The sequence below is a fragment of the Streptomyces parvus genome, from assembly GCF_014648875.1.
In the GTDB taxonomy this organism is placed as follows: Bacteria; Actinomycetota; Actinomycetes; order Streptomycetales; family Streptomycetaceae; genus Streptomyces; species Streptomyces parvus.
Genome location: NZ_BMRY01000006.1, coordinates 297,076 through 318,956, shown reverse-complemented (window position 1 = coordinate 318,956; position 21,881 = coordinate 297,076). Strand labels below are relative to the sequence as shown.

The 21,881-nt window shown below is 72.1% G+C and carries 18 protein-coding genes and 1 tRNA gene; 11 read left to right on the top strand and 8 right to left on the bottom strand.

Annotated elements, in window-relative coordinates; genetic code table 11:
* Positions 1-88, bottom strand: a tRNA-Leu gene (locus IE140_RS20690).
* A 183-nt stretch (positions 89-271) separates the two neighbouring features.
* On the opposite strand from IE140_RS20690, the gene IE140_RS20685 reads away from it, so the two are divergent.
* From IE140_RS20685 to IE140_RS36525, 3 genes are all read left to right on the top strand, one after another.
* A complete protein-coding gene (locus tag IE140_RS20685; protein WP_150197436.1) occupies positions 272-1,603 on the top strand; it encodes a M20/M25/M40 family metallo-hydrolase in 1,332 nt (443 codons plus the stop codon).
* Between the two features lie 153 nt (positions 1,604-1,756).
* Positions 1,757-1,990 (top strand): chaplin ChpH, encoded by a 234-nt coding sequence (chpH, locus tag IE140_RS20680; RefSeq protein ID WP_006123411.1) that lies wholly within the window; start codon positions 1,757-1,759, stop codon positions 1,988-1,990.
* A 140-nt stretch (positions 1,991-2,130) separates the two neighbouring features.
* The gene (locus IE140_RS36525; protein ID WP_150197438.1) at positions 2,131-2,922 is read left to right on the top strand and encodes a chaplin; all 792 of its coding nucleotides are present in this window, start codon (positions 2,131-2,133) and stop codon (positions 2,920-2,922) included.
* Between the two features lie 92 nt (positions 2,923-3,014).
* Here IE140_RS36525 and IE140_RS20670 read toward each other — a convergent pair whose 3' ends face one another.
* Positions 3,015-3,203 (bottom strand): DUF5703 family protein, encoded by a 189-nt coding sequence (locus tag IE140_RS20670; RefSeq protein WP_006123409.1) that lies wholly within the window; start codon positions 3,201-3,203, stop codon positions 3,015-3,017.
* A gap of 47 nt (positions 3,204-3,250) precedes the next feature.
* Between IE140_RS20670 and IE140_RS20665 the strand changes: the two genes are divergently transcribed.
* Positions 3,251-3,913 (top strand): hypothetical protein, encoded by a 663-nt coding sequence (locus tag IE140_RS20665; RefSeq protein ID WP_093444395.1) that lies wholly within the window; start codon positions 3,251-3,253, stop codon positions 3,911-3,913.
* Positions 3,914-4,011: 98 nt separating this feature from the next.
* Here the strand turns inward: IE140_RS20665 and IE140_RS20660 are convergent, their stop codons facing one another.
* Together IE140_RS20660 and IE140_RS20655 are read right to left on the bottom strand one after the other, a co-directional pair.
* Complete coding sequence (locus tag IE140_RS20660) at positions 4,012-6,240, bottom strand: helix-hairpin-helix domain-containing protein (RefSeq protein ID WP_189460608.1); 2,229 nt, start codon at positions 6,238-6,240, stop codon at positions 4,012-4,014.
* On the bottom strand, positions 6,237-7,220 hold the full coding sequence (locus tag IE140_RS20655; protein WP_032767442.1) for an aldo/keto reductase: 984 nt from the start codon (positions 7,218-7,220) through the stop codon (positions 6,237-6,239). The genes IE140_RS20660 and IE140_RS20655 overlap by 4 nt, the downstream gene beginning before the upstream one ends.
* 139 nt (positions 7,221-7,359) lie before the next feature.
* Between IE140_RS20655 and IE140_RS20650 the strand changes: the two genes are divergently transcribed.
* Both IE140_RS20650 and IE140_RS20645 read left to right on the top strand, forming a co-directional pair.
* Positions 7,360-8,409, top strand: coding sequence for an LLM class F420-dependent oxidoreductase (locus IE140_RS20650; protein WP_150193578.1), 1,050 nt, complete (start codon positions 7,360-7,362; stop codon positions 8,407-8,409).
* A gap of 259 nt (positions 8,410-8,668) precedes the next feature.
* Entirely contained in the window at positions 8,669-9,457 is a 789-nt protein-coding gene (locus tag IE140_RS20645) for a hypothetical protein (protein WP_093445026.1), read from the top strand.
* Between the two features lie 32 nt (positions 9,458-9,489).
* On the opposite strand, the gene corA is transcribed toward IE140_RS20645, so the two are convergent.
* Complete coding sequence (gene corA, locus IE140_RS20640) at positions 9,490-10,485, bottom strand: magnesium/cobalt transporter CorA (protein WP_093445025.1); 996 nt, start codon at positions 10,483-10,485, stop codon at positions 9,490-9,492.
* A 49-nt stretch (positions 10,486-10,534) separates the two neighbouring features.
* Between corA and IE140_RS20635 the strand changes: the two genes are divergently transcribed.
* From IE140_RS20635 to IE140_RS20615, 5 genes are all read left to right on the top strand, one after another.
* Complete coding sequence (locus IE140_RS20635; RefSeq protein ID WP_150193577.1) at positions 10,535-11,257, top strand: histidine phosphatase family protein; 723 nt, start codon at positions 10,535-10,537, stop codon at positions 11,255-11,257.
* Between the two features lie 70 nt (positions 11,258-11,327).
* A complete protein-coding gene (locus IE140_RS20630) occupies positions 11,328-11,918 on the top strand; it encodes a DUF3090 domain-containing protein (RefSeq protein WP_030114163.1) in 591 nt (196 codons plus the stop codon).
* Positions 11,882-12,721 carry an SCO1664 family protein gene (locus IE140_RS20625; RefSeq protein WP_150193576.1) on the top strand — a complete coding sequence of 280 codons (840 nt, stop codon included), beginning with the start codon at positions 11,882-11,884 and terminating at the stop codon, positions 12,719-12,721. Before IE140_RS20630 ends, IE140_RS20625 begins: the two co-directional genes overlap by 37 nt.
* 121 nt (positions 12,722-12,842) lie before the next feature.
* A complete protein-coding gene (gene mshC / locus IE140_RS20620) occupies positions 12,843-14,072 on the top strand; it encodes a cysteine--1-D-myo-inosityl 2-amino-2-deoxy-alpha-D-glucopyranoside ligase (RefSeq protein ID WP_032767434.1) in 1,230 nt (409 codons plus the stop codon).
* 127 nt (positions 14,073-14,199) lie between these two features.
* Positions 14,200-17,265 carry an NPCBM/NEW2 domain-containing protein gene (locus IE140_RS20615; protein WP_150193575.1) on the top strand — a complete coding sequence of 1,022 codons (3,066 nt, stop codon included), beginning with the start codon at positions 14,200-14,202 and terminating at the stop codon, positions 17,263-17,265.
* 77 nt (positions 17,266-17,342) lie between these two features.
* Here IE140_RS20615 and IE140_RS20610 read toward each other — a convergent pair whose 3' ends face one another.
* The 3 genes from IE140_RS20610 to glpK all read right to left on the bottom strand — a co-directional run bounded on the left by IE140_RS20610 (position 17,343) and on the right by glpK (position 21,870).
* Positions 17,343-18,407: a PAC2 family protein gene (locus IE140_RS20610; RefSeq protein ID WP_150193574.1), complete on the bottom strand. Its 1,065-nt coding sequence runs from the start codon at positions 18,405-18,407 to the stop codon at positions 17,343-17,345.
* 293 nt (positions 18,408-18,700) lie between these two features.
* Positions 18,701-20,311, bottom strand: a complete 1,611-nt coding sequence (locus IE140_RS20605) for a glycerol-3-phosphate dehydrogenase/oxidase (protein WP_150193573.1) — start codon at positions 20,309-20,311, stop codon at positions 18,701-18,703.
* A gap of 14 nt (positions 20,312-20,325) precedes the next feature.
* Positions 20,326-21,870: a glycerol kinase GlpK gene (gene glpK / locus IE140_RS20600; RefSeq protein ID WP_150193572.1), complete on the bottom strand. Its 1,545-nt coding sequence runs from the start codon at positions 21,868-21,870 to the stop codon at positions 20,326-20,328.
* Positions 21,871-21,881 lie beyond the last annotated feature (11 nt).

Here is a 21,881-nt window from a genome sequence, read left to right as displayed (position 1 = left end):
TGGTGTCCGAGGGGGGACTTGAACCCCCACGCCCGATAAAGGGCACTAGCACCTCAAGCTAGCGCGTCTGCCATTCCGCCACCCGGACAAGGTGTCTGTCTCGCGGGCCGTGCCCGTTCCGACGTGGAAAACCATAGCAAACATTCGGGGGTGCTCGATCACGCCCCGATGGCTGTGAACGGTGCGTGACGGGGGGTGTGCGGCCTTGGGCGTACGCCGTGGGCGCGGGAGGATGAGAAGGAGCACCACAGCGACCGCGGAAGGAACCAGCGTGAGCGAGAGCAGCACGGGCAAGGCCGGCACCGGCAGGGCCGAGCAGGAGGTCGTCGACCTCTGTCGTGACCTGATCCGGATCGACACCAGCAACTACGGCGACCACTCGGGCCCCGGCGAGCGGCTCGCCGCCGAGTACGTCGCGGAGAAGCTCGCGGAGGTCGGCCTGGAGCCGCAGATCTTCGAGTCGCACAAGGGGCGCGCCTCCACCGTCACCCGGATCGAGGGCGAGGACCCCTCCCGCCCGGCGCTCCTCATCCACGGGCACACCGACGTCGTCCCGGCCAACGCGGCGGACTGGACGCACGACCCGTTCTCCGGGGAGATCGCGGACGGCTGCGTCTGGGGCCGGGGCGCGGTCGACATGAAGGACATGGACGCGATGACCCTCGCGGTCGTACGGGAGCGGATGCGCAGCGGCCGCAAGCCCCCGCGCGACATCGTGCTGGCCTTCCTCGCCGACGAGGAGGCGGGCGGCACGTACGGGGCCCGCTACCTCGTCGACAACCACCCGGGTCTCTTCGAGGGCGTCACCGAGGCGATCAGCGAGGTCGGCGGCTTCTCCTTCACCGTCAACGAGAACCTGCGGCTGTATCTGGTGGAGACCGCCCAGAAGGGCATGCACTGGATGAAGCTGACCGTGGACGGCACCGCCGGACACGGCTCGATGATCCACAAGGACAACGCCATCACCGAGCTGTCCGAGGCGGTCGGGCGGCTGGGCCGGCACAAGTTCCCGGTGCGGGTCACCAAGACGCTGCGGCACTTCCTGGACGAGCTCTCCGACGCGCTGGGCACCGAGCTTGACCCGGAGAACATGGACGAGACGCTCGCCAAGTTGGGCGGTATCGCCAAGCTCATCGGCGCCTCCCTCCAGAACACCGCCAACCCCACCCAGCTCGGCGCCGGCTACAAGGTCAACGTCATCCCGGGCCAGGCGACCGCCCATGTCGACGGCCGGTATCTGCCGGGGTACGAGGAGGAGTTCCTCGCCGACCTGGACCGGATCCTCGGCCCCAACGTCCGGCGCGAGGACGTGCACGCGGACAAGGCCCTGGAGACCACGTTCGACGGCGCCCTGGTCGACGCGATGCAGACCGCGCTGGTCGCCGAGGACCCGATCGCCCGGGCCGTGCCGTACATGCTCTCGGCCGGCACCGACGCCAAGTCCTTCGACGACCTGGGCATCCGGGGCTTCGGCTTCGCCCCGCTGAAGCTGCCGCCGGAGCTGGACTTCGCCGGGATGTTCCACGGGGTCGACGAGCGGGTCCCGGTCGACGGGCTGCAGTTCGGCGTGCGGGTGCTCGACCGGTTCATCGACCATTCCTGACCGGTCCATGACCGATTCGCCGCCGATTCGGCCACCTGTGCGGACATGTCCGAACGGGTGAAACGAGCCGTTCACACGTAGCCCCGCGAATTCCTCCTCGTTACAAGGTTTGCGGTCCGCGGCTGGGACCGCATTTTCCAACTAGGAGGAATCATGATCAAGAAGGTCGTCGCAGTTGCGGCTGCCACCGGTGGCCTCGTTCTCGCGGGTGCGGGCATGGCTTCCGCCGACGCGGGCGCCCAGGGTGCGGCCATCGGCAGCCCCGGCGTGCTCTCCGGCAACGTCGTCCAGGTTCCGGTCCACGTGCCGGTCAACGTGTGCGGCAACACGGTCTCCGTGATCGGTCTGCTGAACCCCGCCTTCGGCAACACCTGCGTCAACGCCTGATCGTTGAACGTCAACCCGTAAGGGTTTGAGCTCGACCGGTCCCGGAGTGCACCCCATGCACTCCGGGACCGTTCGGCATTCGGCTCCCGCACGGTCATGTCCGGGGGTTTTTCGGAAGCCAGAAGGCAGGAAACGAACCTATGCGACAGGTCACTCGTAAAGGCCTGATCACCATGGCGGCTGCGGGCGGAGTGCTCGCGCTGAGCGGTGGATACGCCCACGCCGACTCCGGAGCGGCGAGCACCGCCTCCGGCTCGCCGGGCGTGCTGTCCGGCAACTCGGTCCAGGTACCGATCGACATCCCGGTCAACGTCTGCGGAAACTCCGTCAGCGTCGGCGGACTGCTCAACCCCGCCAGCGGAAACGACTGCGGAAACGGATCAGCAGGATCCGACCGGTCGGCGTCCGAGTCCGGCGGTGCCCAGGACCGCTCGGTCCCCGGTGGCTCCGGGAACGGCGCCCAGGCCGGCGACACCACGGCCTCGGACCGCACCTCCGAGCCCGGCACGGGCCGCCACCGGGCCCCGGAGGGCGGCGCCGCCGCCGAAGGGACCGCCCAGGGCTCGCCCGGTATCCTCTCCGGCAACTCGGTCCAGGCGCCGATCGACATCCCCGTGAACCTCTGCGGGAACAGCGTCACCATCGGCGGACTGCTGAACCCCGTCTTCGGCAACAGCTGCTCCAACGACGCCGAGGTTCCGCCCCCGCCGCCCGAGCAGCCGGAGAAGCCCCCGGTCACCCCGGAGAAGCCGGTCGACCCGCCGGTCAGCGAGCCGCCCGAGCCGAACGCCCCCGAGACCCGGAACGTTCCCCGCGAGCAGCTCGCACAGACCGGTGGTGACGGGCTCGAACTGCTCATCCCGGCCAGCGCCGGACTGCTGTTCGCCGGCGCCGGATCGGTGCTCTACCGCCGCTCGCGCAGCGCCGCCTGATCAGGGCGCACAGCACGGCACCCCCCCACGAAACAGCACGGCACCCCCCCACGAAAGAGAGCGGGCCCCGCCACCGCGGGGCCCGCTCCATGTCACCAGGTCGCCCGCAGCTGACGGATGATCCGTCGGCGCAGCCGCACTCTGCGGCTCCCGTCCCTGCGGAGCGTCAGGCGGTCCAGCTCCCAGTGTCCGTACTCGGCGTGGTCGGTCAGGAGTCGGGCCGCATCCTTGCGGGAGACCCCGCGCGGCACATACACGTCGATGAATTCGTATTCCGGCATCGCATCTATTGTGCGGGCAGAGCCCCGCTACGGATAGCGTCTGCACTATGTCTGATGCTGCGCAGCCCACCGCTGCCGAGGTACGTGCCGCCGCCGAAGCGGTCAAAGCCGCGATCGACCGTCACCTCGACGCGGTCGAACGCCGTACCGGGGACGACGACCCCGCCGTCTACGACGCGTTCAACGCCCTGGCCGCTGCCGCCGAGGTCTACGACGAACTCCTCTACGACCGCTACGACGAAGTCACCCCCTTCGAGATCCCCGGCGCGGACGACTCCCTGCCGCCCTACGCCGGTCCCGCGGAGCCCAGCGCGCTCAGTGTCCTGATCCGCCGCGACTACGTGGTCGCGGAGCCACCGCGTCTCCTCGCCCAGGCGCAGCGCCTCGCCGACGTCGACGCGGGCCCGGGCGCCGACGACACGACCCCGGTCGTCGGCACCAGCGTCCACGCCGCGCTCGGCGTGCTCTTCGGCGAGTACGAACCGGACGAGATCGCCTCCCGGCACAAGGAGTTCGGGCTGGAGGAAGGAGACTCCACCCTCTGGGTCTCGGCCGGGGAAGCGGCACCGGAACCGGGGGAGTGGCTCGGCGCCCCCTTCGAGGACGCCGACCCCGAACTGGTGGTCTGCCGCTTCGACGTCAGCGCGGTCTTCGACGAGGAGGACGACGCGGACGAGGACTTCGCCGGACCGGCGGTGAGCGGCGCCTGACCCTTCTCCTTCCCCTGCACCGCTTTTCGCACCGGACGTGACGGTGGGCCCCGGCGCACATCGCGCCGGGGCCCACCGTTGTCCGGGCCGTGGGCCGCTCAGGAAGCCGCGTCGGGCGTCGGGAGCGCTTCGAGCAGCGGGCGCAGCCGCGTCGTCCGCTCCTGGGCCGCGACCTCGGCCACCGCGTGGGGGAGCGCCTGGTCCACCCCGTGCACCACGGACAGATGCCGCTCGCCCCGGCCGAACGCGGTGTACACCCACGGCCGGCTCAGCCCCGCCGCCGCGTCGCCCGGCAGCACGACCACCGCGGCGGGCCAGCGCATCCCGGCCGCCTGGTGGGCGCTGAGCGCCCAGCCGTGCCGCACCGACGACTCCACCCGCTCCTGCGGTACGACGACGGGGACGCCCCCGCAGTCCAGATGCAGCCCCTCGGCGTCCGCCGAGCGCACCACTCCGGGCACCGCACGGCCCGGCGCGGGCACATGGACCACCCGGTCGCCCGGGTCGAAACCGCCGAACCGGCCGGGGCCCGGGTTGAGCCGCTGCTTCAGCGCCTCGTTCAGCACCCTGGTCCCGGCTGCCCCGCCGTGGCCCACCGTGATCACCTGGGTCTCGTCGGCGGGGATGGAGAAGGCCCGGGGCACCGAGTCGGCGACCAGCTGCACGGTGCGGTGGACGGCCTCGCCCGCGTCACGGACGGGGACGATCACCACCTCCTTGCCCGGGGCGTCGACCTGGTTCAGCTCGCCGATGCCGATGCCGGAGACCAGCTCGCCGATCGGGCCGGGGTCGGGGGTGCGGGAGACGACCTGCGGGCAGGTGCGGGCGGCCAGCACATCGGCGAACACCCGCCCGGCGCCCGCCGAGCCCAGCACGCCCGGGTCACCGCTCAGCACCAGCCGAGCGCCGTCGGCCAGCGCCTCGACGAGGACCGCCGCGCTCTCCACGTCCAGCTGCGGGGCGTCCAGCACGACCAGCAGATCCAGGGCGAGCGCCCCGTCCTCGTCCCGGCCGGGCCCCTGGGCGCCGGACAGCAGACCGGCCAGCGTGACCGCCGTGTCCGGATCGCCCGTGGCCGCCGCGAGCCGCCGTCGGCCGTCCTCGCTGTGGGCCGCACCGAAGGCCCGTAGTCCCAGACCCCGTGCCGCGGCGATCAGCGCGGCGGGTTCGGCCCGCGCCGCTTCACCGCCGCTGTGCGCGACCAGTCCCGCTGCGGCGGTCGTACGGATCAGCTCGGCCGCCGACGGGCTCGGGGCGGCGGCAGCGGCCTCCGCCCAGTCGGCGGCCTTCTCGCAGGCGTTGACCAGCCGGGCCAGACCGTCGGCGAGACTCTCCTCGGCCAGGGCGTAGCGGTCGAGGCCCAGAAGGATCCGGACCGGCTCCCGAGGCGTATCGGCGTCCGGCGCGAGGCCGCCCTCCGCCGCCGCTTCGTCCTCCTCCGGCTCCTCGTCCTCCCCTTCCTGGAAGAGCAGGGCGACACCTTCCTCGACGGCCTCGCGCACCGCCGCGTCCGGGTCGCTCACCGCACGTTCGGCGAGCGCCGCCCGCACGGCTTCGGCGTCCAGAGCCGTGTGGCCCTGGAGGGCGGCGCGCTCCAGGACCCAGCCGACCAGGGCCGCCGTCCGGCGGCCGTCGTCCGGGCCACAGTCGGCGCCCAGCAGGGCCCGGGCGAAGCCGTCGGCCTGCTCCGGCCGCACACCGGGCACGGCCAGCAGCTGCCAGGGGTCGGTGCGCAGCAGCTCGGCCGCCTGCTCGCCCAGCGCGCCGACGGCCGGGCGGGCCAGCGACTCGGGGGCCCCGCCCGCCACGAGCACCGCGCGCACCGCGTCCAGGGCCTCCGGAGAAGCGGCCTGCGGGGCGGGGGCGGCCTGGGGCGCGGAGGTCCGGGGCGGCGGTGCGGCGGCGGCCGGGGCAGGGCGCCGGGGGGCCTGGGGCGCGGCGGGCTGCCCGAAGAACGCGGAGCCCGCCTTCTCGCCGCTCTCCACCGCCCGGACGGCCGCGAGCAGATCGGCGGCCGTGCCGCTCAGACCCGCACCGGCGTCGATGGGCGCGGCCTTCGCCGCCTTGCGCTGCTCGATGCGCTCCCGCAGCTCACGCTGCGCGGCCAGCTCGGCCTGCGCCTCCGAGAGCTCGGGGGCGGGCGAGGCCTCGGCGGCGTCGGTCTCGACCGGCGACGCTGCGGCGGCCCCGTCGCTCGCGGCCTCGGCTTCCGCCTCGGGCTCCGGGGCTCCGGGCTCCTGGGCCCCGGCCTCGTCCGGCGGGGACACGGCGTCCTGCGGGGTGTCCGTGCCGCCGGTGCCGGGGGTCTCCCCGGGAAGCGCAGTCACAGCGTGCTCCAGTCCTGGTCGGGGTAGCGGTGCACGGGCGCCGACACATCGTCGAGCGCCTGGCAGATCTCGTAGGGAAGACTAAGCGCCTCCACTGACAAAGCCTCCGTGAGCTGCCCGGCGTTGCGCGCTCCGAGAATCGGCGCGGCCACGCCCGGCCGGTCCCGGACCCACGCGAGCGCCACCTGGAGCGGGCTCGTCGCCAGGCCGTCCGCCGCCGTCGCCACCGCGTCCACGACCCGGGCCGCCGCGTCGTCGAGATACGGCTCGACGAACGGGGCGAGCCGCTCGGACGCGCCCCGTGAGTCGGACGGGGTGCCCTGGCGGTACTTGCCGGTGAGCACGCCGCGCCCCAGCGGGGAGGACGGCAGCAGCCCGATCCCGAGGTCCAGCGCGGCGGGCAGCACCTCGCGCTCGATGCCCCGCTGGAGCAGCGAGTACTCCATCTGCGTGCTGGCCAGCCGGGTGCGCACCCCGGGAGCGGCGAGCTGCCAGGTGGCCGCCTTCGCCAGCTGCCAGCCGCAGAAGTTCGACACGCCCGCGTAGCGCACACGGCCCGAGGAGACGGCCAGGTCCACCGCCTGGAGGGTCTCCTCCAGCGGGGTTTCCGGGTCGAAGGCGTGGACCTGCCACAGGTCCACGTAGTCCGTGCCGAGCCGCTCCAGGGACGCGTCCAGGGCGGCCAGCAGATGCCCGCGCGAGCCGTTGACGCGGCGGTAGGGGTCGGGGACGTTTCCGGCCTTCGTGGCGATGACCAGATCCTCGCGCGGGATCAGGCTGCCGACGAGCCGCCCGAGCAGATACTCGGCCTCGCCGCCCCCGTACACATCGGCGGTGTCCACCAGGGTGCCGCCCGCGTCCCAGAAGGCCTTCAGCTGGTCGGCGGCGTCGTGTTCGTCCGTGTCCCGGCCCCAGGTGAGGGTGCCGAGCCCGATCCGGGACACGCGAAGGCCGGTACGGCCGAGATGCCTCTGCTCCATGGGCGCTGAGATTACTGGCCACGGCCCCACGGGGTGCAGGGGCTGTGGACAACCCGAGGTCCGCCGGGCCTGCCGGATCGCCGCCGCCCGCGCTAGAGTCCGGGGAAAGGGACGTTACTGATCGGTAAGGGGAGCGGCTATGCGGCTCGGCATCAATCTCGGTTACTGGGGCGCCGGCATGGACGGCGACAACCTCGCCGTCGCGCAGGAGGCCGACCGGCTCGGCTACGACGTCTGCTGGGCGGCCGAGGCGTACGGCTCCGACGCCCCGACCGTGCTGACCTGGGTCGCGGCCCAGACCGAGTCGATCGACGTCGGCTCCGCCATCATGCAGATCCCGGCCCGGCAGCCCACCATGACGGCGATGACCGCCGCCACCCTCGACTCGCTCTCCGGCGGCCGTTTCCGGCTCGGCCTCGGCGTCTCGGGCCCGCAGGTCTCCGAAGGCTGGTACGGCGTGAAGTTCGACAAGCCGCTGGCCCGCACCCGCGAGTACGTGGAGATCGTCCGCAAGGCGATGACCCGCGAGCGCGTGTCGTACGACGGCGCGCACTGGACGCTGCCGCTCCCCGGCGGCCCGGGCAAGCCGATCAAGCTCACCGTGCACCCCCAGCGCGAGCACATCCCGCTCTACATCGCCGCGATCGGCCCCAGGAACCTGGAGCAGACCGGTGAGATCGCCGACGGCGCCCTGCTGATCTTCCCCTCCGCCGAGCACCTGGAGGAGACCGCGATCCAGCCGCTGCGCGCGGGCCGCGAGAAGGCCGGCAAGACCATGGAAGGCTTCGACGTCAGTCCGACGCTGCCGCTCGCGGTCGGCGACGACGTGAACGGCCTCGCCGACATGTTCCGCCCGTACACCGCCCTGTACGTCGGCGGGATGGGCAGCCGGAAGCAGAACTTCTACAACCAGCTCGCCCAGCGCATGGGGTACGAGAAGGAGGCCGCCGAGATCCAGGACAAGTACCTGGACGGGGACAAGGCCGGGGCCGCCGCCGCCGTTCCGCACCAGCTGATCGACCAGACCGCGCTGCTCGGCCCCGTCGAGCGGATCGCCGACCGCATGCAGGCCTACGCCGCCGCCGGGGTCACCACGCTGAACCTCGCCCCGGCCGGCTTCACCCTGGAGGAGCGGCTCACCGCCCTGCGCGCCGGCACGGACGCCCTGGAGCGCTCCGGGCTCGTGTAACAGCACCGCGGGCAGCACTACGGCCGTGGTGGGGGCTCGGGGGTCTTCCCCGCCACGGCCGTCAGCAGGATCAACGCGCCACGCGCCCAGGGGTTACGCCGTCCCGGTGGGCGTGTCGGCCGTCGGTGGCCCGGCCGCCGCCGTGCGCGGTGCGTGACCGCTCCGGTTGCCGACCGCCCCGTAGCGCCTTTGACTCGTTCTGCGGACTACCGCTCCGCGGACCTGGGCTCCGCGGAAAACGGGTACGGAGGTGGCCCTCATGCTCTCTGCGAAGACCCTGTTCCAGGAGATCCTGGACAACGACGAGTCCTACCGGCTCTTCTGTTCCATCGCCGCGAGCGGCGAGGCCCAGGGCGGCTGGGAGAACGCCCGCATCGCCGCCCTCGTCCCGGAGGGCCGCCGTGAGCTGGCCCCCAGGATCGTCCGGCACGGGGCCGACGAGGACAAGCACGGCCGGATCTTCAACGCCCTTCTGAAGAAGCGCGGACTGCCGCCCGTCGAGGTCCCGCCGGAGACCGACTACACGATGCTCCTGGAGCAGCAGGGCATCGGCCTCGCGCACTCCCGGCTGCGCGGCGAGGAGCGGCTCACCGAGCGCGACATCATCACCTATCTGGCCCACAGCCGGATCACCGAGCAGCGCGCGTCCGAGCAGATGCAGCTGCTGCGCCGGTACTTCGGCGACCACCCCGACATCGGCCGCGCGGTGAAGATGATCTCCAACGACGAGGACAACCACCTCGCCTACTGCCACGAGGAACTGCTCGCCCTCGCCCGCGAGGGGCACGGCCGGACCATCCAGCGGATCATGCGCGAGTGCGCCCTGGCCGAGATCCGTGTCTACCGCGACGTCAGCCTCGCCGTGATGGCCAACATGGGCCGCATCCTCGGCTGGTCCCGCCCCAAGGCCGCCGTCCTCGCCGCGGGCATCCACGCCGTGTACGCGTACGAGCGCCTCGTCGGCTGGCGGCGCATGGTGACCCTGGAGATGCCGGAGCGGCGCGACGCGCTCGGCAGCCCCGCGGTGCCGGAGCACGAGTACGCCTGAGGCTGAAGGCGCTGGCGGCCTGCCCCGGGCCGCTAGAGCCAGCCGCGCCGCTTGAACAGCCGGTACAGCCCGTACACCGTGAGGCCCATCAGCGCGACCACCACCGGGTACGTCCACGGCCAGTGCAGCTCCGGCATGTTGTCGAAGTTCATGCCGTAGATGCCGGCCACCATCGTCGGGACAGCGGCCATCGCCGCCCAGGCGGAGATCTTGCGCATGTCGTCGTTCTGCCGCACGCCCATCTGTGCCAGATGCGCCGACAGGATGTCCGAGAGCAGCCGGTCCAGCCCCTCCACCTGCTCGTTGGCGCGGGTCAGGTGGTCGGCCACGTCACGGAAGAACGGCTGCGCGTGCTCGTGGACGAACGGCACGCCCGCGGCGGAGAGCCGGGCCATGGGCGCCGTCAGCGGCCCGGCGGCCCGGCGGAACTCCAGCACCTGCCGCTTGAAGGTGTAGATCCGGGCGGCGGTGTTCTTCGAGTCGCCCGAGCCGGTCGGCGCGAAGACCTGCGTCTCCAGCTCCTCCAGGTCGACCTGGAGTTCGCCGGCCACGTCCATGTAGTGGTCCACGACCGCGTCGCTGATCGCGTACAGCACGGCCGTCGGACCGTGCTTCAGGACCTCGGGCTCGGACTCCAGCCGCTGGCGCACGGCCGCCAGCGGGGCGCCCTCGCCGTGCCGGACCGTCACCACGAACGAGTCTCCTATGAAGACCATCAGTTCGTCGGCGCTGACCGTGTCGCTCTCGGGCTCGTAGACGATCGGCTTGAGCACCGCGAACAGGGAGTCGTCGTACACCTCCAGCTTGGGCCGCTGGTGCGCCCGCAGCGCGTCCTCCACGGCCAGCGGGTGCAGCCCGAACTCGTCCCGTACGCGATCGAACTCCGCCTCCGTCGGCTCGTGCAGCCCGATCCACAGGAACGCGTCCAGCGCGTCCCGGGCCTCGTCCAGAGCCTCGGAGAAGTCGTCGGGTCGTTCGATGCGGCGCCCGTCCCGGTAGATGGCACAGTCCACGATCACGGCGGGCATTCTTCCCCGTGAACCCGCCCCCACGCACCTCCGCCGTACGCTGGCGGGTATGCCCACGCTGATCCTCGTACGCCACGGACGCTCCACCGCCAACACCGCCGGGGTGCTCGCGGGCCGCACCCCCGGCGTCCTTCTCGACGAACGCGGCGCCGGACAGGCCGCCGCCCTCCCCGGCCGGCTCTCCGCCGTGGCCCCCGTCCTCGCCGTCAGCAGCCCCCTGGAGCGCTGCAGGCAGACGCTCCAGCCGCTCCTCGACGCGCGCCCGGGCCTGCCCCTGCACACCGAGGACCGGATCAGCGAGTGCGACTACGGCCACTGGTCGGGCCGGAAGCTCGCCGAACTCGCCGACGAGCCGCTGATGTCGGTCGTCCAGCAGCACCCCTCCGCCGCGGCCTTCCCCGGCGGTGAGTCCATGCGCGCCATGCAGGCCCGCGCCGTCGACGCCGTACGCGACTGGAACGAGCGCGTCGAGGCGGAGCACGGCGAGGACGCCACGTACGTCATGTGCTCGCACGGCGACATCATCAAGGCCCTCGTCGCCGACGCCCTGGGCATGCACCTGGACCTCTTCCAGCGCATCCACGTCGACCCCTGTTCGGTCACCGCGATCCGCTACACCCGGCTGCGGCCCTTCCTCCTGCGGCTCGGCGACACCGGCGACCTCGACTCCCTGGCGCCCCGCGAACACACCGTCGGGGCGGACGCCGCCGCGTCCCCCACCGGTGACGGTTCGGCGGACGCGACGGTCGGGGGCGGCGCGGGCGCGCCGTGATCGCTCCGGGCAGTAGGGTGGACGCGCCGTAGCGCCGCCCAACCACCTTCGAAGCTCAAGGGAGCAGGACGTGTCCCGTCAGGTGTTCCTCTACGACCCACCGGACCGATTCGTGGCCGGTACGGTCGGGCTGCCTGGCCGCCGTACGTTTTTCCTGCAGGCGTCCTCCCAGGGCCGGGTCACCAGCGTCGCCCTGGAGAAGACCCAGGTCGCCGCGCTCGCCGAGCGGATCGACGAGCTGCTCGACGAGGTCGTACGCCGCACCGGCGGCAACTCCCCGGTGCCCGCCGTGGCGCCCACCGACGTCACCGACACCGCGCCGCTCGACGTGCCCGTCGAGGAGGAGTTCCGGGTCGGCACCATGGCCCTGGCCTGGGACGGCGAGGAACAGCGCATGATCGTCGAGGCGCAGGCCCTCGTCGAGCTCGACGCCGACTCCGAGGACGACCTCGCGGAGGCGGAGGAGAAGCTCCTCCAGGACGAGGAGAACGGCCCGCCGATGCTCCGCGTCCGGCTCAGCGGCGCCCAGGCCCGCGCCTTCGCCAAGCGGGCCCTGGACGTCGTCAACGCGGGGCGTCCGCCGTGCCCGCTGTGCAGCCTGCCGCTCGATCCGGAAGGACACGTATGCCCGCGCCAGAACGGATACCGTCGCGGAGCCTGACCGACCCCGAGCTGCTCACCCTGCTCGCCGAGGGCACGCTCACCGTCCTCGGGCAGGTCGGCGGGGCGTCCAACGCGGTGCTGCACTGCGCGGTGGCGTACGACGGCGAGGAGCGCACCTGCGCGTACAAGCCGGTCGCGGGCGAGCAGCCGCTCTGGGACTTCCCCGACGGGACCCTCGCCCAGCGGGAGGTCGCCGCGTACGAGATCTCCCGGGAGACCGGCTGGGACCTCGTGCCGCCGACCGTGCTGCGGGACGGGCCGTACGGGCAGGGCATGGTCCAGCTCTGGATCGACGGCCCCGAGGACGGTGAGGACGCCCCGGAGCTGCTGGCCCTCGTCGAGGGCGAGGAGCCGGGCGACGGCTGGAAGGCCGTGGGCTTCGCGGAGGTGGGGGAGGGGAGGACCGCGCTGCTGGTGCACGCGGACGACCCCCGGCTGCGGCGACTCTCGGTGCTGGACGCGGTGATCAACAACGGCGACCGCAAGGGCGGCCATCTGCTGCCCGCGCCCGGCGGGCGGCTCTTCGGCATCGACCACGGGGTCACCTTCAACGCCGACGACAAGCTGCGCACCCTCCTCTGGGGCTGGGCGGGCGAACCGCTCACCGAGGAGGCCCTGGCGGTGCTGGGCCGGCTCGCCGCCGAGCTGGCGCCGGGGGCCGCCCTCGCCACCCGGATGGCCGAACTCATCACGGTGGCCGAGCTGGAGGCCCTGCGGGAGCGGGTCGACGGGCTGCTCAAGGGCGGAGTGCACCCGCGGCCGAGCGGCCAGTGGCCGCCGATCCCCTGGCCGCCGGTGTAGAACGCGCCCGACGGCGACCCGCGCTGTACCCCCTCCCATGGGTTGCACGCAAGGGGGCCTCTTCGGACAGAGTTCCGATGCCGGTTCGTATCCGGAAGCAACGTCCGGTTACGCTCATGACATGCATGCCTGGCCCGCTTCTGAGGTCCCCGCCCTGCCCGGCAAGGGCCGCGACCTTCGGATCCACGACACCGCGACCGGCGGACGGATCACCCTTGACCCCGGTCCCGTCGCCCGCATCTACGTCTGCGGCATCACGCCGTACGACGCGACCCACATGGGTCATGCGGCGACCTACAACGCGTTCGACCTCGTTCAGCGCGTGTGGCTCGACACCAAGCGGCAGGTTCACTACGTCCAGAACGTGACCGACGTGGACGATCCGCTGCTGGAGCGGGCCGTGCGCGACGGTCAGGACTGGACCGAGCTCGCGGAGCGCGAGACGGCACTCTTCCGCGAGGACATGACCGCCCTGCGGATGCTGCCCCCGCGGCACTACATCGGAGCGGTCGAGGCCATACCGGGGATCGTGCCCCTCGTCGAACGCCTCCGGGACGCGGGCGCCGCCTACGACCTGGACGGCGACATCTACTTCTCCGTCGACGCCGACCCGCACTTCGGCGAGGTCTCCGGCCTCGACGCCGACGCGATGCGCCTGCTCTCCGCCGAACGCGGCGGCGACCCCGAGCGCCCCGGAAAGAAGAACCCCCTCGACCCGATGCTCTGGATGGCCGCCCGCCCGGGTGAGCCGAGCTGGGACGGGGCCTCCCTGGGCGACGGCCGCCCGGGCTGGCACATCGAGTGCGTCGCCATCGCGCTGGACCACCTCGGCATGGGCTTCGACATCCAGGGCGGCGGCTCCGACCTCGCCTTCCCGCACCACGAGATGGGCGCCTCGCACGCCCAGGCGCTGACCGGCGAGCACCCCTTCGCCCAGGCCTACGTCCACGCGGGCATGGTCGGCCTGGACGGCGAGAAGATGTCCAAATCGCGCGGGAACCTGGTCTTTGTCTCGGCACTGCGCCGCGACGGCGTGGACCCGGCGGCCATCCGGCTCGCGCTGCTCTCCCGCCACTACCGCTCCGACTGGGAGTGGACCGACCAGGTGCTGGCCGACGCCGTCGAGCGCCTCGCGCGCTGGCGGGCCGCCGTCTCGCGCCCCGACGGGCCGTCCGCCGACGCGCTGGTCGAGGAGGTCCGCGAAGCCCTCGCCGACGACCTGGACAGCCCCGCCGCGCTCGCCGCGGTGGACCGCTGGGCCGCCCTCCAAGGCGCGGAGGGCGGCACCGACGAGGGCGCGCCCGGCCTCGTCTCGCGTACGGTCGACGCCCTGCTGGGGGTCGCGCTGTAGGCGGTGTCCTCCCGCCCGCCCGATGGTCTCCCGATGGCTCGAACCGGCCTCGGACTTCTCTACGAAGTTCGGGGCCGGTTCCTTTTTGTCCATGGTCACGTGCTCGAAGTTGCGCTAAAAGCTCTCTATGCAAACATCAACGCGCATGAGAGCGGCAGTGGTTGCTGCACTGCTCGGACTGGTCGCGGTCCTCTCGGGACCCGGCGGGGCCCACGCCGACGAGGCCCCGCCGGAGAGCACGGAGACCACCACCGTCGGGGACGTGACCGGCTTCCGCGCGGACGGAGCGGTCTACCGGCTGACCGCCGGCCAGGCCGAGGCCCGGGTCAGCTTCGTCTCCGAGGAGACCTTCCGCATCGAGCTGGCCCCGGACGGGAAGTTCACCGACCCCACCGGCGACGACATCGTCCTCCCGCAGGGCGAACCGCCCCGGACCCGCTGGAAGGAGCGCGGCGACCGCTACGAGCTGTCGACGGGCGAGGTCACCCTGCGGGCCTACAAGAAGCCGCTGCGCTTCGCCCTGCACCGGGCGGACGGCAGCCGCGTCTGGTCCGAGACGAAGGGCCTGAGCTGGACCGGCGAGAAGACCGTCCAGACGCTGGCCCGGGGCGCGAACGAGCAGTTCTACGGGGCCGGGATGCAGAACGGCCGCGGCAACACCACCCACCGCGACAAGACGGTCGAGGTCGCCGTCGACTACAACTGGGACGACGGCGGCCACCCCAACTCCGTGCCGTTCTACCTCTCGTCGGCCGGCTACGGCGTCTTCCGCAACACCTACGCACCGGGCACCTACGCGTTCACCGACCCGGTGACGACCAGTGCGAAGGAACAGCGCTTCGACGCCTACTACTTCGCGGGCGAGGGCGCCGACGCCGCCAAGGACGTCATCGGGCAGTACACCGACCTCACCGGCAAACCCTTCCTGCCGCCCGTCTACGGCATGGAGATCGGTGACGCCGACTGCTACCTCCACAACGCCAACCGGGGCGAGCGCCGCACCCTGGACTCGCTGAAGGTCGCCGACGGTTACGTCGAGAACGACATGCCCAACGGCTGGATGCTGGTCAACGACGGCTACGGCTGCGGCTACGAGGACCTGAAAGAGACCGCCCAGGGGCTGAAGGACCGCAACATGGAGCTGGGCCTGTGGACCGAGGACGGCATCGAGAACCTCGAAGCCCAGGTCAAGGCCGGCCAGCGGGTCGCCAAGCTGGACGTCGCCTGGGTCGGCCCCGGCTACAAGTTCGCCCTCGACGCCTGCAAGGACGCCTACCAGGGCATCGAGGACCACAGCGACGCCCGCGGCTTCACCTGGGCCCCCGAGAGCTGGGCGGGCGCGCAGCGCTGCGGAGTCCAGTGGTCCGGCGACCAGTACGGCACCTGGGAGTACATCCGCTGGCAGATCCCCACCTACGCGGGCGCCACCATGTCCGGACTCGCCTACACCACCGGTGACGTCGACGGGATCTTCGGCGGCAGCGCCAAGACGTACACCCGCGACCTCCAGTGGAAGATGTTCCTCGGCACCACGATGACCATGGACGGCTGGGCCCCCATGGACAAGCAGCCCTTCCGCCACGGCGAGCCGTACACCTCGATCAACCGCGACTACCTCAAGCTGAAGGAGTCGCTGCTGCCCTACCAGTACTCCTACGCCCACGAGGCCACCAAGACCGGTGTCGGCATGGTCCGCCCGCTGGTCCTCGAGTACCCGGACGACCCGAAGGCGTCGACGGAGGCCGCGAAGTACGAGTTCCTCTCCGGCGAGCACTTCCTCGTGGCGCCCGTCTACCAGGACGCCACCGAGCGCAAGGACATCTACCTCCCCAAGGGCACCTGGATCGACTACTGGAGCGGCCGCACCTACGAGGGCCCCACCACCATCGACTCCTACAGCGCCCCGCTCGACACCCTGCCGCTCTTCGTGAAGGCGGGCGCGGCCGTCCCGATGTGGCCGGGCATCCGCTCGTACCGCGACCGCACCGCCGACTCCCCGCTGGCCTGGGACGTCTACCCGCAGGGGAACACCTCCTTCACCCTGTACGAGGACGACGGCGTCACCCGTCAGCACCGCGACGGCAAGTACGCCACCCAGCGCGCCGACGTCCGGGCCCCGAAGCACGGCGCGGGCGACGTCTCCGTCACGATCAACGAGAGCCGGGGCAGCTACACCGGCAAACAGACCGCCCGCCCCTACGAGTTCACCGTCCACACCGGCTCCGAGCCGCGCGCGGTGAAGCTGGACCGGACGCTGCCGGAGCTGACCTCGAAGGCCGCCTATGACAACGCCCGCCAGGGCTGGTGGTACGACCGTGACGACCGGGGCGGCGTGGTGCACGTGAAGACCGCGCCCCTGAGCACCGCGAAGAAGTTCACGGTCAAGCTCCTGGGCACCAGCGCGGTCGGCGGCAAGAAGGCCTCGGCCGCCGCGGCCCTCACCGCCCCCACGGGCCAGGAGGCCGGAGCGGGCACGCCCGGCACGGTCCAGGTCGATGTGACCGCGGGCCGGTCCGACCTCACCGACACCACGGTCTCCCTCCAGGTCCCCGAGGGCTGGCGGACCGCCACCGCGAAGGTCCCGGGCCGCATCCCGGCGGGCGCCACCCGCCGGGTCGAGGTGGCGCTCACCCCGGCGAAGGACGCCGAGGTGCGCGAGACCAGGCTGACGGCACTGGCCCGCTACCGGACCGCCGGGGAGACCCGCACGAGTCAGCAGCGGCTCGCCGTCTCCGTACTGCCGCCGGCACCCGAGGGCGAGGCCTGGGCGAGCGATCTCGTCTGGCTCTCCGAGACCAACGGCTACGGCCCCGCCGAACGCGACCGCTCCAACGGGGAGTCGGGCGCGGACGACGGGAAGACGCTGACGCTCGCGGGGAAGACGTACGAGAAGGGGATCGGCACCCACGCCGACTCCGACATCGCCCTCCATCTCGGCGGCCGCTGCACCGCGTTCACCGCCGACGTCGGGATCGACGACGAGATCAACGGCTACGGCGAGGTCGCCTTCTCCGTCGAGGGCGACGGCAAGGTGCTGTGGACCTCCCCGAAGCTGACCGGCGCCTCGGCGACCGTGCCGGTGGACGTGAAGCTCGACGGCGTACGCCACGTGCGCCTCAAGGTCACCGACACCAACGGGTCCAAGACGGGGGACCACGGCGACTGGGCGGCGGCGAAGTTCCACTGCGCCTGAGCCTGTACAGGGGCGCGTGAACAGGGGCGCCGCACGGGATCATCTCCCGTGCGGCGCCCCGACGTTCGTCACCGGTTCTAGGACTCGCCGTCCTCCTCGGGACGGCCGCCGTCGGTGCCTTCGTCGCCGTCGGACCCCGACGCCTCGTCAGATCCCTTGGCGCCCTTGCCGTCGGAGGTCTTCCCGCGTCCCGTCTCCGGGCGCGGCGGCTTCGGCGGGCGGGTGCGGCCGCTGGAGGGGTCGCGCAGATAGGAGGCGTCCCCGGTCTCCGTGGCATGACCGCCCGGACCCTGCCCGGGGCCGCCGTCCCGCCGCCGCAGATACCGCTCGAACTCCCGGGCGATCGCCTCGCCGGACGCCTCGGGCAGCTCCGCGGTGTCCCGCGCCTCCTCCAGCGTCTGCACGTACTCCGCGACCTCGCTGTCCTCCGAGGCCAGCTGGTCCACCCCGAGCTGCCAGGCCCGCGCGTCCTCGGGCAGTTCGCCCAGCGGGATGCGCAGCCCGATCAGGTCCTCCAGGCGGTTGAGCAGGGCCAGGGTCGCCTTCGGGTTCGGCGGCTGCGACACATAGTGCGGGACCGCCGCCCACAGGCTGACCGCGGGCACCCCGGCGTGCGTGCACGCCTCCTGGAGGACCCCGACGATGCCCGTGGGACCCTCGTACCGCGTCTCCTCCAGGTCCATCGTCCGCGCCAGGTCCGCGTCGGACGTGACCCCGCTCACCGGCACCGGCCGGGTGTGCGGGGTGTCGCCGAGCAACGCGCCCAGGATGACGACCATCTCGACGCCCAGCTCATGGGCGAAGCCGAGGATCTCGTTGCAGAACGACCGCCAGCGCATGGACGGTTCGATCCCGCGCACGAGGACCAGGTCGCGGGGCTTGTCGCCGCCGACCCGCACCACGGACAGGCGCGTCGTCGGCCAGGTGATCTTCCGCGTGTTGCCGTCCAGCCACACCGTGGGCCGGTTGACCTGGAAGTCGTAGTAGTCCTCGGCGTCCAGCGCCGCGAACACCTCGCCCTTCCACTCCCGGTCCAGATGACCGACCGCTGTGGAGGCGGCGTCCCCGGCGTCGTTCCAGCCTTCGAACGCGGCCACCATGACCGGGTCGACCAGCTCGGGCACCGACTCGAGCTCGATCACCCGGGCCTCCTTCCGATGTCTCCATACGTACGGAGCAACCTTACGGCTTCCCGGGCCCCCGGCCGCAGCCCTCTTGCACGGCCGGGTGAACACTGTTCGATCACCCCCGGTCGACCATTACCGGAGCGGGGACGGCGCCTGACGCCGCACCACCGGGGTATGAACTCCACTGCCCCCGCGGCACGTTGCACGAGTGTGGCACCCGGCCGGTGCCCTGCGGGTACGGGAACGGGGGCGGCTCCCGCGAGGAAGCCGCCCCCGTCCGCGTACCCGTGGGGGGTGGGTGCGGTGGATCAGTCCCGGTCGGCCAGCAGCTTCTCGACGCCCTCGCGGACGTCGTCCGTCGCGAGGCCCCGGATGGTCAGCGTGGTCCGGCGGCGCAGCACGTCGTCCGCCGTCTCGGCCCACTCGTGGTCCCGGGCGTAGGCGACCTGGGCCCAGATCTCCGGGGCGTCCGGGTGGACGCGCTCGGCCAGCTCCGGGTTCTCGTTCGCCAGCCGGGCGATGTCGAAGGCGAGCGAGCCGTAGTGCGTGGCCAGGTGCCGGGCGGTGTCCGGGGCCATGCGCGGGCCGGGGGCCGGGCCGTCGACGAGCAGCCGGTGGGCGACCGCGTTCGGGTTGGCGATGCCGGGGAGCGGCAGCTTCCGCGGCAGCCGGTTCATCGGCTCCATGTCCTCGGCCAGCGGGTGCCCGGGCAGGGCGGCCAGCTTGTTCATGACGGTGCGGCCGATGTGGCGGAAGGTCGTCCACTTGCCGCCCGCGACCGACAGCATCCCGCCGCGGCCCTCGGTGACGACCGTCTCGCGCTTGGCCTTGGAGGTGTCGCCCGGACCGCCGGGCAGCACTCGCAGACCGGCGAAGGAGTACGTGATCAGATCGCGCGAGAGCTGCTGGTCCCTGATCGAGAACGCCGCCTCGTCGAGGATCTGCGCGGTGTCGTCCTCGGTCACCGAGACGTCCGCCGGATCGCCCTCGTACTCCTCGTCCGTCGTGCCGAGGAGCAGCATGTCCTCCCACGGCAGCGCGAACGTGATGCGGTACTTGTCGATCGGGGTGGCCAGCGCCGCCCGCCACGGCCGGGTCCGCTTGAGGACCAGGTGCGCGCCCTTGGAGAGGCGGATGGAGGGGGCCGCGTTGGGGTCCTCCATCTTGCGCAGGTGGTCGACCCAGGGGCCGGTGGCGTTCAGGACGAGGCGGGCGTCGACGCCGAACTCGGTGCCGTCGGTGCTGTCCTTGAGCTCGGCGCCGGTGACCCGGCCCCGGGTGAAGCGGAGCCCGGTGACGGCCGCGTGGTTGAGGACGACCGCGCCCGCCTCGACGGCCGCGCGGACCGTCATCAGCGCCATGCGGGCGTCGTTCATCTGGTCGTCGCGGTAGACCGCGACCGCCTTCAGGTCGTCCGTACGCAGCTCGGGCACATCACGCTGGGCCTTGGCCGGGGAGATGACGTGGCCGACGCCGTCGCCGAACGCCGAGAGCGCGGAGTAGGCGAAGACGCCCGCGCCGAGCTTGGCCGCGCCGTGCGGGCCGCCCTTGTAGACGGGCAGGTAGAAGGTGAGCGGGTTGGCCAGGTGCGGGGCCACCTCGCGGGAGACCGCGCGGCGCTCGAAGTGGTTCTCCGCGACCAGCTTCACCGCGCCGGTCTGGAGGTAGCGCAGACCGCCGTGGAGGAGTTTGGAGGAGGCGGAGGAGGTGGCGCCGGCGAAGTCGCCGGCGTCCACCAGAGCCACCCGCAGCCCGGACTGCGCGGCATGCCAGGCGGTGGAGATGCCCAGGATGCCGCCGCCGATGACCAGGAGGTCGTACGTGGCCCGGGACAGCTGGTCCCGGGTCTCGGCGCGGCTCGGCAGCGAGCCGGAGGCCGGGTGCGTTCCGAGGGCGGGAACGCTCTGCAGGGTGGTCATGGTGATGCTCCTCGTCAGCTTTCTTCGTCCTCGACCCAGCCCATGGTCCGTTCGACGGCCTTGAGCCAGCTCTTGTACTCGCGGGCACGGGTGTCCGCGTCCATGCGGGGGGTCCACTCGGCGGCCCGGCGCCAGTTGGCGCGCAGCGCGTCGGTGTCCGGCCAGAAGCCGACGGCGAGACCGGCGGCGTAGGCGGCGCCGAGGCAGGTGGTCTCGGCGACCATCGGGCGCACCACCGGCGCGTCCAGGAAGTCGGCGAGCGTCTGCATCAGCAGGTTGTTGGACGTCATGCCGCCGTCGACCTTGAGCGCGGTCAGCTCGACGCCGGAGTCCTTCGTCATGGCGTCGCTGATCTCGCGGGTCTGCCAGGCGGTGGCCTCCAGGACGGCACGGGCGATGTGCGCCTTGGTGACGTAACGGGTGAGACCGGTGATGACGCCACGGGCGTCGGGGCGCCAGTAGGGGGCGAAAAGGCCGGAGAAGGCGGGCACGAAGTACGCGCCGCCGTTGTCCTCGACCGAGGAGGCCAGCGTCTCGATCTCGGCGGCCGACTTGATCAGGCCCATCTGGTCGCGCATCCACTGCACCAGCGAACCGGTGACCGCGATGGAGCCCTCCAGCGCGTACACCGGGGGCTTGTCGCCGATCTGGTAGCCGACGGTGGTGAGCAGCCCGTTGTACGAGTTCACCGGGGTGCCACCGGTGTTCATCAGCATGAAGGTGCCGGTGCCGTACGTGGACTTGGCCTCGCCCTCGGAGAAACAGGTCTGGCCGAACAGGGCCGCCTGCTGGTCGCCGAGCGCGGAGGCGACGGGCACGCCGTCGAGGATGCCGCCCTTGGCGTTGCCGTACACCTCGGCGGAGGAGCGGATCTCGGGGAGCACCTCGGCGGGGATGCCGATGGACGAGAGGATCTTGTCGTCCCAGGCCATCGTGTGCAGGTTCATCAGGAGGGTGCGCGAGGCGTTGGTGACGTCGGTGACGTGGACGCCGCCGTCGGTGCCGCCGGTGAGGTTCCAGATGACCCAGGAGTCCATGGTGCCGAAGAGGATCTCGCCGCGCTCGGCGCGCTCGCGCAGCCCCTCGACGTTGTCGAGCAGCCAGCGGACCTTGGGGCCCGCGAAGTACGAGGCGAGCGGCAGTCCGGTCTCGCGGCGGAACCGGTCCTGGCCCACGTTGCGGCCGAGCTCCTTGCAGAGCGCGTCGGTGCGGGTGTCCTGCCAGACCAGCGCGTTGTGCACCGGCTCACCGGTGTTCTTGTCCCACAGCAGGGTGGTCTCGCGCTGGTTGGTGATGCCGATCGCCTTGACGTCGGCGGAGGTGATGCCGGCCTTGACGATGGCCCCGGCGACGACCTCCTGGACGTTCTCCCAGATCTCGGTCGCGTCGTGCTCGACCCAGCCCGGCTTCGGGAAGATCTGCTCGTGCTCCTTCTGGTCGACGGAGACGATGCGGCCGTCCTTGTCGAAGACGATGCAGCGGCTGGAGGTGGTGCCCTGGTCGATGGCCGCGATGAACGGCCCGGTGCCGTGGGTGCCGGTGGTGTGTGCGTCGGTCACGGAGTGCTCCC

Coding starts and splice junctions, on each gene's coding strand:
- chpH (WP_006123411.1), top strand. CDS start 1,757: ATGATCAAGAAGGTCGTCGCAGTTGCGGCTGCCACCGGTGGCCTCGTT.
- IE140_RS36525 (WP_150197438.1), top strand. CDS start 2,131: ATGCGACAGGTCACTCGTAAAGGCCTGATCACCATGGCGGCTGCGGGC.
- IE140_RS20670 (WP_006123409.1), bottom strand. CDS start 3,203: ATGCCGGAATACGAATTCATCGACGTGTATGTGCCGCGCGGGGTCTCC.
- IE140_RS20665 (WP_093444395.1), top strand. CDS start 3,251: ATGTCTGATGCTGCGCAGCCCACCGCTGCCGAGGTACGTGCCGCCGCC.
- IE140_RS20655 (WP_032767442.1), bottom strand. CDS start 7,220: ATGGAGCAGAGGCATCTCGGCCGTACCGGCCTTCGCGTGTCCCGGATC.
- IE140_RS20650 (WP_150193578.1), top strand. CDS start 7,360: ATGCGGCTCGGCATCAATCTCGGTTACTGGGGCGCCGGCATGGACGGC.
- IE140_RS20645 (WP_093445026.1), top strand. CDS start 8,669: ATGCTCTCTGCGAAGACCCTGTTCCAGGAGATCCTGGACAACGACGAG.
- corA (WP_093445025.1), bottom strand. CDS start 10,485: ATGCCCGCCGTGATCGTGGACTGTGCCATCTACCGGGACGGGCGCCGC.
- IE140_RS20635 (WP_150193577.1), top strand. CDS start 10,535: ATGCCCACGCTGATCCTCGTACGCCACGGACGCTCCACCGCCAACACC.
- IE140_RS20625 (WP_150193576.1), top strand. CDS start 11,882: ATGCCCGCGCCAGAACGGATACCGTCGCGGAGCCTGACCGACCCCGAG.
- mshC (WP_032767434.1), top strand. CDS start 12,843: ATGCATGCCTGGCCCGCTTCTGAGGTCCCCGCCCTGCCCGGCAAGGGC.
- IE140_RS20615 (WP_150193575.1), top strand. CDS start 14,200: ATGCAAACATCAACGCGCATGAGAGCGGCAGTGGTTGCTGCACTGCTC.
- IE140_RS20605 (WP_150193573.1), bottom strand. CDS start 20,311: ATGACCACCCTGCAGAGCGTTCCCGCCCTCGGAACGCACCCGGCCTCC.